The organism is Cupriavidus sp. FW305-F7 (genome assembly GCF_058782875.1).
The window spans coordinates 308,403-318,498 of sequence record NZ_JBYSYC010000003.1 but is presented as its reverse complement, the minus strand read 5'-3'; the positions used below and the strand labels follow the sequence as shown (position 1 = coordinate 318,498).

At 65.6% G+C, this 10,096-nt stretch carries 7 protein-coding genes and 1 pseudogene; 6 read left to right on the top strand and 2 right to left on the bottom strand.

Annotated elements, in window-relative coordinates; genetic code table 11:
- Positions 1-68 precede the first annotated feature (68 nt).
- Together AC3WL8_RS04795 and AC3WL8_RS04790 are read right to left on the bottom strand one after the other, a co-directional pair.
- Positions 69-446: pseudogene (locus tag AC3WL8_RS04795) on the bottom strand (group II intron reverse transcriptase/maturase); the annotation flags it as partial.
- A gap of 422 nt (positions 447-868) precedes the next feature.
- Entirely contained in the window at positions 869-1,957 is a 1,089-nt protein-coding gene (locus tag AC3WL8_RS04790; RefSeq protein ID WP_492377964.1) for a helix-turn-helix domain-containing protein, read from the bottom strand.
- Between the two features lie 236 nt (positions 1,958-2,193).
- Here AC3WL8_RS04790 and AC3WL8_RS04785 point away from each other — a divergent pair, with 236 nt between their 5' ends.
- The 6 genes from AC3WL8_RS04785 to AC3WL8_RS04760 all read left to right on the top strand — a co-directional run bounded on the left by AC3WL8_RS04785 (position 2,194) and on the right by AC3WL8_RS04760 (position 10,019).
- On the top strand, positions 2,194-3,315 hold the full coding sequence (locus AC3WL8_RS04785; RefSeq protein ID WP_492377963.1) for an aromatic ring-hydroxylating oxygenase subunit alpha: 1,122 nt from the start codon (positions 2,194-2,196) through the stop codon (positions 3,313-3,315).
- A 28-nt stretch (positions 3,316-3,343) separates the two neighbouring features.
- The gene (locus AC3WL8_RS04780; protein WP_153953319.1) at positions 3,344-4,810 is read left to right on the top strand and encodes an aldehyde dehydrogenase family protein; all 1,467 of its coding nucleotides are present in this window, start codon (positions 3,344-3,346) and stop codon (positions 4,808-4,810) included.
- Between the two features lie 85 nt (positions 4,811-4,895).
- Positions 4,896-6,635 (top strand): choline dehydrogenase, encoded by a 1,740-nt coding sequence (gene betA / locus AC3WL8_RS04775; protein ID WP_211979390.1) that lies wholly within the window; start codon positions 4,896-4,898, stop codon positions 6,633-6,635.
- Between the two features lie 166 nt (positions 6,636-6,801).
- Positions 6,802-7,692 (top strand): TorF family putative porin, encoded by an 891-nt coding sequence (locus AC3WL8_RS04770; RefSeq protein WP_211979391.1) that lies wholly within the window; start codon positions 6,802-6,804, stop codon positions 7,690-7,692.
- Positions 7,693-7,731: 39 nt separating this feature from the next.
- Positions 7,732-8,034, top strand: coding sequence for a CBU_0592 family membrane protein (locus tag AC3WL8_RS04765; protein ID WP_013953723.1), 303 nt, complete (start codon positions 7,732-7,734; stop codon positions 8,032-8,034).
- 362 nt (positions 8,035-8,396) lie between these two features.
- A complete protein-coding gene (locus AC3WL8_RS04760) occupies positions 8,397-10,019 on the top strand; it encodes a trimethylamine N-oxide permease (protein WP_492377966.1) in 1,623 nt (540 codons plus the stop codon).
- Positions 10,020-10,096: the final 77 nt, after the last annotated feature.

Genomic DNA, 10,096 nt, shown 5'->3' with positions numbered 1-10,096 from the left:
GTGCGCACTTCAGGGCATCTTCGGAGGCAACATTCCTACACTTAACTGTGAGAGGTGCATTATGAGATCACCGTCGGGATACCAAGCTCGCGCTCGCCTCCGTCCGGCTTCGGAATCGTTACCCGCCGTACCGGACTGGGCCGGTACGTCCCCTTGAGCAGTTGCTGGCGAATCTCCGGCCACGCCGACACCAGATAGCGAGCGGTCTGATCAATATCCAGACCATCCACGCCAGCGGCGCCTTTGTTGCGTCGGACCCGCCTGAACGCCTGCTTCAGGTTCTCTCGCGTCAGCGCCGCTGTCAGCAGCGCCGACCCTGTGCTCTCCGGTTCGCGTCGCGGGCCGCAGGCTTCGTCGCAGGCGCGTTCCCGGCCGGCTTCACCGTCCGTTCCCCTCGCTCGCCCCGCTCGCGCGGGCTTCTGACGCAATGCCTGTTGCATCGACACGGCTTCAAACACTCCCTCTCGTTCGGTCCTTCGTCGGCGGACTCGAGCCTTCCCGGCGCTACCTCCGACTACTATGACCTCTGCTGAGACCCCGCTCCGGCTCGACGCCGTCGCGCGTCCCCAGGTAAGACCGCACTCCTTCACTGCACAACCGCCGGATTTACGTCGCCGCCCCTTGATCACGAGAACTTCGCGGTTATTGGCCCGCTCGTCCTGGTCGGCACCGCCTTCTATCCGGTTCGTGTCCCTCGGCTCGCAGCTTCGCTCCACGCTTCCTCCCCACGCTCGGTTACCCTCACGCAGTTGCGCTTCACTTCGTTCGCTGTGATCAACTTACGGTGGGACTTGCACCCACGGGAGTGCGCCCATGCTGGGCGCACCAATGAAAATGGGGCGGCAATGCATGCCGCCCCCTGGCGCTGTCAGGCTGCTGTGCGTGGCTTGTCCGCCGCACGCTTGCGCGGGGTCTTGCCGCCGCCGGTTGCCGGCGGCGCTGCCGGCCCGGTGACATCCTGCGAGGCGCCGACCATGGTCAGGGCGTTGCCGTGCTCGTCCAGCGTGACCTCGCCTTCCTCATGGATGTCGCGATGGCTGCCGTCGGGCAGCTGGATGCGGTAGTCGACACTGTATGGCGCCTTGTCGACGATGGCCGCGCGGATGGCGGCCTGCACGCGGGCGCGGTCCTCCTCGACGATCGACGCCAGGTAGCGCTCCATGGTCACCTTGAACGCCTGCGGGGCCCAGCCGAAGATGCGGTAGGCCTCGTCGGTCCAGGCGCAGTCGTCGGTCTGGATATTCCAGTACCAGCCGCCCAGGTGGGCAATCTCCTGCGCCTTGGCCAGCAGCGCCTCGTTCTGGCGCAGCGCGGCCTCGGCGCGTCGCCGCTCGGTGATGTCCAGGCTGACGCCGATCATCTTGACCGGGCGCTGGTCGAAATCGCGCACCAGCGTGGCCCGCGACGAGATCCAGCGCGTGGTGTCCTCATGCACGACGCGGAACTCCCACTCGTGCATCTCCTGCGCGCCCAGCGTGCGCGCCAGCACCTCGCGCAGGCGCGCAACGTCGGCCGGGTGCACGCAGGCCCAGAAGTCGTCCATGTTGCGGATATGGCGGCCGAACAGCGTGATGTCGTTGGACGAGTAGGTCAGGCCATCGGTCAGCACGTTCCATTCCCACGTGACGATGCCAGACACCTCCTGCGCGAACTTCATGCGCGCCTCGCTCTCCATGATCTCCGCCAGGTGCTTCTGGCGCAGTTCCTTGATGTGCGGGTCAGAGGCGATACTGGTCTCCAGGTCGGCGATGGCCTGCTCGCCGTAGCGCAGCCACAGCCAGTTGACACCCAGGAAGCGCGCCAGCGCGAGCAGCCGCTCGTATTCGATCTCGCCGCCACGGGTCCACTTGTGCACGGCCGACGGCGACACCGACAGCGCCTCTGCCACCTGCTTGAGCATGATCCTTTTGCCTTCCAGCACCCCCTTCAGGCGCGTGGCAAAAGTGTCTTCCGTCATGGGCATCCCCTCCACTTTTTTTCAACCGATGGTGAATTGAGTAACTCGAACCTTACACCATCACCGAAAATCGCGCGAATTGATAGCCATTAACCATCAAGTAGATCATTTTCATCGGTTTTTTGAATTGCAGCACCCCTGCGCTCCTCACTAGACTTCATCCCACATCACCGATAGTAATTTAATTTACTGTTAGTAAATCGATAAAGCACCGAGACCAACGAGGAGACAACCCCATGCAAGACACCACCGCCCCCGTCTGCGGCACCACCCCGCCGCTGGCCTACACGCTGCCGGCCGACTACTACACCTCGCAGGAAGTCTTCGAGCAGGAGAAGAAGACGATCTTCGCGCGCAGCTGGGTGTGCGTGATGCACAAGAGCCAGGTGGCCGAGAACAACCAGTACGCCACGGTGAAAGTGGCCGGCGAGAACGTGTTCGTCGTGTGCGGCCGCGACGGCGTGCTGCGCGCGTTCTACAACGTCTGCCCGCACCGCGCCCATGAGCTGTTTGCGGATGGCGCCGGCAAGGCCAAGAACGTGATCACCTGCCCCTACCACGCCTGGTCGTTCGGCCTGGACGGCAAGCTGATCCATGTGCGCAACGCCGAGAACGTGCCGGGCTTCTGCAAGGACAACGCGGGCCTGACGCCGGTGCGCGTGGAAGAGTTCTGCGGCCTGGTCTTCGTCAACCTGGACATGGACGCGAAGCCGCTGGCCGAGCAGGCCGCCGGCCTGAACGACGAAATCCGCGCCCGCTGCCCGGATGTCGACAAGCTGGTGCCGGCGCACAAGCTCAGCTACGAGATGAAGGCCAACTGGAAGGTGGTGGTCGACAACTACCTGGAATGCCTGCACTGCCAGACCGCGCACCCGGCGCTGGTCGAGTCGATCAGGATGGAGACCTACAAGCACGAAGTGCGTGGACTCTACACCAGCCAGGTCGGCCAGACCCGCTCGGGCAGCGACGCCTTCACCTATGACAGCGACGCCCCCAACACCGACTTCGCCGCGTACTGGCTGTGGCCCAACGTCACGCTGAACGTGCTCCCGGGCGACGGCAACTACGGCGTCTTCTACATGTTCCCGGTGGATGCCGACACCACCATCCAGCACTTCGAGTTCTACTTCCGCGAAAGCACGCCCACGGCCGAGCAGGAACAGCTGATCGAGTACTACAAGAACGTGCTCAAGCCCGAAGACCTGAGCATCGTCGAATCGGTGCAGCGCGGCCTGAAGTCGCGCGGCTACCGCAACGGGCAGGGCCCGCTGCTGGTCACCGACGACAAGACCTCCGCCATCGGCGAGCACGGCGTGCAGCACTTCCAGCAAATGGTGCTCGACGCCCTGGCCGCCTGAAACGAACTACCGAACCGGAACCGCAGCAATGATCCAGACCCAGCTCTATATCGACGGCCAGTGGCAGTCGCCCATCGACCAAGGCACGCGCGCCATCCTGAGCCCGGCCGACGAGTCCGTGATCGCCCAGGCCGCCGAAGCCACCCGCGCCGACGCGCGCCTGGCCATCGCCGCTGCGCGCAAGGCCTTCGACGGCCCGTGGCGCCAGACGACGATCCGTGACCGCGCCAAACTGCTGAACAAGATCGCCGAACTGATCGACCGCGACGCAGAGAAGCTCGCCCACCTGGAGTCGCTCAATACCGGCAAGACGCTGACCGAGAGCCGCACCGACATGGGCGATATCGCCGCCACGTTCCGCTACTTCGCGGGGCTGGTCGCATCCGAGTCGGGCGCCGTCAACGAAGCGCCGCACCATGTGATCAGCCGCACCCTGCGCGAGCCGGTCGGCGTATGCGGCCTGATCACGCCGTGGAATTACCCCCTGCTGCAGGCGGCGTGGAAGATCGCGCCCGCGCTGGGCGCCGGCAATACCGTGGTGATCAAGCCCAGCAACCTGACGCCGCTGACCACGCACCACTTCACGCAACTGGTGGCCGAGCTGGACCTGCCGCCGGGCGTGTTCAACCTGGTGACCGGTGGCGCCGAAGTGGGCGCCGAGCTGGCCGAGAGCCTGGACGTGGACCTGGTGTCCTTCACCGGCGGCGCCTACGCCGGAGAAAGCATCATGAAGGCCGCCACCGGCAACTTCAAGCGCATCGGTCTAGAGCTGGGCGGCAAGAACCCGAACATCGTGTTTGCCGATGCCGACCTGGACGCCGCGGTCGATTACGCGCTCAACGCCGCGTTTTTCCACGCCGGGCAGGTCTGCTCCGCCGGCTCGCGCCTGATGATCGAGGACAGCATCTATGATGCATTCATCAGCCGGCTGGCCGAGCGCCTGCCGCGCATCGTGATCGGCAACGGCTTCCACGGCGAGACCCAGATGGGCCCGGTGCAGTCGGCGCAACAGCACGAGAAGATCCTGGGCATGGTGCAGGCCGGCATCGCCGAGGGCGCACGCCTGGTCCACGGCGGCAAGCGCCCGGCGGGCGACGTATTCAAGAAGGGCTACTGGCTGGAACCGACGCTACTGGCCGACGTGACGGCCGACATGAAGATTGCGAAGGAGGAAATTTTCGGGCCGGTGATCACGGCCGAGCGCTTCCGCTCCGAGGAGGAAGTGCTGCGTGCCGCCAACGACACCCCGTACGGCCTGGCCGGCGCGGTCTGGACCCGCGACCTGGACAAGGCGAATCGGATGTCGCGCGGCCTGCGCTTCGGCACGGTGTGGGTCAACGACTACCACCCGTACTTCCCGGAAGCGCCGTGGGGCGGCTACAAGGCGAGCGGCATCGGCCGCGAACTGGCCCGCGTCGGCCTGGACGAGTACACCGAACTCAAGCACAGCTATATCAACCTGGCCCCCAAGGCGATGGGCTGGTTTGGCGCCTGAGCGCAGCTGACTTCGTAATCGCGTGCGCGGCGGACCCACCCCCGGGCTGCCACGCACGGCGTCACGCAAACAAGGAGATTGCACCATGCAGGCAATCCATGAGTACGACTACATCATCGTCGGCGCGGGCTCGGCCGGCTGCGTGCTGGCCGCGCGGCTGACCGAGGATGCCGATGTCTCGGTGCTGCTGCTGGAAGCTGGCGGCCCGGACTGGCGCCTGGACTGGCGCACCCAGATGCCGGCTGCGCTGGCGTATCCGCTGCAGGGCACGACTTATAACTGGGCCTATGTGACCGAGCCCGAGCCGCATATGAACAACCGACGCATGACGCAGGGCCGCGGCAAGGGGCTGGGCGGTTCGTCGCTGATCAACGGCATGGTCTATATCCGCGGCAACGCCATGGACTACGACGGCTGGGCAGAGAACAAGTCGCTGGAGAACTGGAGCTACGCCGACTGCCTGCCCTACTTCCGCAAGGCCGAGACCTACGACAAGGGCGCCAACGACTACCATGGCGGCAACGGCCCGCTGCACGTGACCACGCCCAGGCCCGATATCAGCCCGCTGTTCCGCGCCTTTATCAAGGCCGGCGAGCAGGCCGGCTATGGCCAGACCCAGGACCTGAACGGCTATCGCCAGGAAGGTTTCGGTCCGATGGACCGCACCACCACCGCGCGCGGGCGCCGCTGCAGCACCTCGCTGGCCTACCTGGACCAGGCGAAAGACCGGCCCAACCTGACCGTGCATACGCGTGCGCTGGCGGACCGCATCCTGTTCTCAGGTCAGCGCGCCACTGGCATCTCATACGTCCAGGGCGACCACGTGCGTGAAGCCTGTGCGCGCCGCGAAGTGATCGTCAGCAATGGCGCGATCGCCTCGCCGCAACTGCTGCTGCGCTCCGGCGTGGGCAATGCGGACGAGCTGCGCGCATTTGGCATCGAGTCGGTGGCAGACCTGAAGGGCGTCGGCGAGAACCTGCAGGACCACCTCGAGATGTACCTGCAGTACGAATGCACCAAACCCGTATCGCTGTACCCGGCGCTGAAGTGGTGGAACAAGCCCGCGATCGGCATCGAATGGTATCTGCGCGGCACCGGCACCGCGGCCTCCAACCACTTCGAGGCGGGCGGCTTTATCCGCAGCAGCGATGACTTTGCCTGGCCCAACCTGCAGTACCACTTCATCCCGCTGGCGATGAACTACGACGGCAGCAACCCGGTGCAGTCGCATGGCTTCCAGTGCCATGTGGGCTCGATGCGCTCGCCCAGCACCGGCTTTGTCAAGCTGGCCAGCCGCGACCCGCGCGTGAAGCCGCGGCTGCTGTTCAACTACATGGCGCATGACGTCGACTGGCGCGAGTTCCGCGCCGCAGTGCGCCTGACGCGCGAGATCATCGGCCAGCAGGCGCTGGACCAGTTCCGCGGCCGCGAGATCAAGCCCGGCATGATGGTGCAGAGCGATGCCGAGATCGACGCCTTCGTGCGCGAGCATGCCGAGACCGCGCTGCACCCGTCCTGCACCTGCAAGATGGGCGACGCCTCCGACCCGATGGCGGTGGTCGACAACCAGGGCCGCGTGCACGGGCTGTCGGGTCTGCGCGTGGTCGATGCCTCGATCATGCCGAAGATCATCACCGGCAACCTGAACGCACCCACCATCATGATGGCCGAGAAGCTGGCCGACGTGATCCGCGGACGCGCACCGCTGCAACGCTCGACGGCGCCTTACTACAAGGCCGCCACCGCGCGCGGCGGGTCGCAGGCAGACGCGGTGCGGCATCCGCCAGCCACCACTGCGCGAATGCCGATGCCGATGCCCGCCTGACCAGGCGGAGCGGCGCGGGCTTCCCGCCAGAACCCCTGACCGACGCATGTGCTGCCGGGACTTCGGTCCCCGGCGGGCAGCGTGCGTCCGGTCGGGCGCCGCGCACCCACACCACGAAGCCGGCTACCCAGAACAAACGTAGACCGGCTGCAAGGAGGAGACTTCCATGCTGCGCAAATGCTTTGCTTCAAGACGGGCCCTGCAAGGCGCCCTGCCCCTGCTGCTGTGCCAGGCGCTGACCGCGCAGGCGCAGACGAGTGCCGGGGCCGAAACCACGCTGGCCGTGGCGCCGGTGCCGCAGGTCACGGCTACCGTGCCGCCGGCCGAGGCCGCATCGCCCGCGCCGCTGAGCGTCAACCTGACGCTGACATCGCAATACGTATCGCGCGGTTTCCGCCAGACCTGGGGCAAGCCTGCGGTGCAGGGCGGCATCGACTACGCCCACCCCAGCGGCTTCTCCGCGGGTACGTGGATGTCGAGCATCAGCGACAAGTTCATCGAGGGCGGCACCGTCGAATGGGATCTGTATGCCGGCTACACCGGCACCGTCGGCGATTTCACCTATGCCGGGCAGGTCTACTACTACCTGTACCCGGGCGCGAAGCTGCAGTACGCGCAGACCAGGTACAACTACGGCGAGGCCGTCGCGTCGCTGACGTACAAGTGGTTCAACGTCAAGTACTGGCTGACCTATACGCCCGACTACTTTGGCTACAACAGCGCCTCGCTGCTCGCCGGCAACGACCTGCACAGCCGCGGCTCGGGCTACCTGGATATCAACGGCACCTTCGACCTGGGCCACGGCGTCTCGCTGCTGCTGCACTACGGCCAGGAGCGCGTGCGCAACTTTTCCGCCTACAGCTTCCGCGACGTGCGCGTGGCATTGTCCAAGGCCTTCGAGGGCGGCTGGACCGTGACCGGCGCCTATACCCGCGGCTGGGGGCGCACCGACGTCTACGACAAGTACACCACCGGGGCGCTGGATTCGTCCGGCAACCCTTCCGTTTCCAACCCGCTGAAAAGCACGTTCCTGGTCTCGCTGACCAAGACGTTCTGACGGCAATCTTCAACCGCTGTTTTACCGCTTCCTACCACCATGGCCTCCCTGGGTCTTACCGACGCGACCGGACTTGTCGGCGTTGCCGCCTACGTTGCCGCGCATTTTGCCGTGCAGGTCCTGCACAAATCCCCGACCGGCAGGCTGGCCGTCGTCCTCAACGTGATCGGGCCGAGCTGCATCCTGGTCTCGCTGACCGGCGCCTTCAACCTGGCCTCGTTCCTGACCCAGTGCTTCTGGCTGGGGCTGACGCTGGTGGGCTGGTGGCGCAACCGGCGGGCAGGGCATGCGGTGGTGGAAACGCTGGGCGGGCCGCGCCCGGGACAGCCAGCGCAGCAGTAAGGAAGAGGCGGCCGGGACGCTTTGCAACGCGATACAAATCTTCCGTTGCCTTGGCTCCCAGCCGTTTCTATACTCACCTCAAAACACCCTTGGTAACATAATTAACTAATGGTGAATCGACGAGATACCGGAAAGCCTGAGACCCCGTAACGGGCCGCATGGCAACCCGGGATGACAACAGGAGACAAGGATGAGAAACGCCCCCAGAATCCCCGCCAGACATTCCCGACCGTCGTAACCCCGGCAGGCAGTACCGCAACGTACCCACCCAGACCGCAGACGGCAGACCGTGACGGAGCGCAGCTCCAGATAAACGGCAACCCGGGAAGCAAGGAGACATCGTGTATTCACAGAAAGACGTGCTGTCGATCGGCGCGCAGGCGCCGCTCGCCCCCGCCCAACCACAGCAGCAAACCCAATCGCATGAACTGCAGCGCACCCTGACCTGGAAGGATGCCTTCTGGGTCACCAGCGGCGTGCCCGCGGGCGTGCTCTTCACCATCGGCGGCGTGTCCGCCACCATCGGCAACCCGGCCTGGGTGATCTGGATCCTCGCCATCCTGGTCGGCTTTGTGCAGTGCTTCGTCTATGCGGAGATCTCGGGCCTGTATCCGCACAAGTCCGGCGGCGCCTCGGTGTACGGCGCGCTCGGCTGGGTGCGCTACAGCAAGTTCGTCGCACCGGTCTCGGTGTGGTGCAACTGGGTAGCCTGGTCGCCGATGCTGGCGCTGGGCACCAGCCTCGCCGCCGGCTACATGCTGAGCGCGCTGTTCCCGCCCGACTCGGTCATCAACACCTGGCAGCTGACGCTGCTGGACCTGGGCGTTGTCAGCAAGGGCCTGACGCTGCGGGTGAACTCCATCTTCATCCTGGCCACCGCCTTTCTGCTGATCACCTTCAAGCTGCAGCACAGCGGCGCCTCGGCCGCGGCCACCACGCAGCGCATCCTGGGCATTGCCTCGCTGACGCCGCTGGTGCTGATCGCGCTGGTGCCGATGTTCACCGGCGACATGCCGTCCACCAGCTTCCTGCCGCTGCTGCCGCTGACCCAAGACGCGGCCGGCGCGCCGGTGCTGGGCGGCTGGAACGCCGCCGGCATCAGCACCGCCATGGGCGCCATGTTCCTGGCCTGCTGGTCGACCTTCGGCTTCGAGACCGCAGTGTGCTACACGCGTGAGTTCAAGGATCCGCAGAAGGACACCTTCAAGGCGATCTTCTGGTCCGGCGTGCTGTGCCTGTTCATGTTCATCGCGGTGCCGATCGCCTTCCAGGGCTCGCTGGGCCTGTCGGGCATGCTGGAACCGGCCATCGTCGACGGCTCCGGCGTGGGCGCGGCCATGGCCAGGTTCGTCGGCGGCGGCGCGGTGGTGTTCAACGTGATCGTGGTGATGCTGGTGCTGGCGATCCTGCTGATCGTGATGACCTCGATGATGGGTTCGTCGCGCACGCTGTACCAGGCCTCGCTCGACGGCTGGCTGCCGCGCTACCTCTCGCACGTGAACGAGCACGGCTCGCCCACGCGCGCCATGTGGACGGACCTGGTGTTCAACCTATTCCTGCTGCTGATGTCGAACTACATGGCGGTGCTGTCGATCAGCAACGTCTGCTACATGATCTTCGTGTTCCTGAACCTGCAGTCGGGCTGGATCCACCGCATGGACCGCCCGGACTGGGCCCGGCCCTACAAGTGCAAGAACTGGCTGCTGGCACTGGGCGCGTTCTTCGGCTTCTTCGACCTGGCATTCGTCGGTGCCGGCGCCAACTTCCAGGGCGAGCACACACTGCGCAACGGCCTGATCGCCGCGCTGCTGATCGTGCCGGTGTTCGTCTACCGCCACTACATCCAGGACAAGGGCCGCTTCCCCGAGTCGATGCGCCGCGACATGGAGCTGCCCAATGCGCGCGCTGGCGCGCTGCCCTACGTGGCGCTGATCGTCGGCGGGCTGGTGGTGTGGATCGCTGCCAAGCTGACGGTGATCACCTGACGGCTCCGGCAGGCCGGCCCGGTGGCGGCCTGACCCCCTTCCCGATTTCCCTGCTTTTCCTGAATTCCGAGGTACCG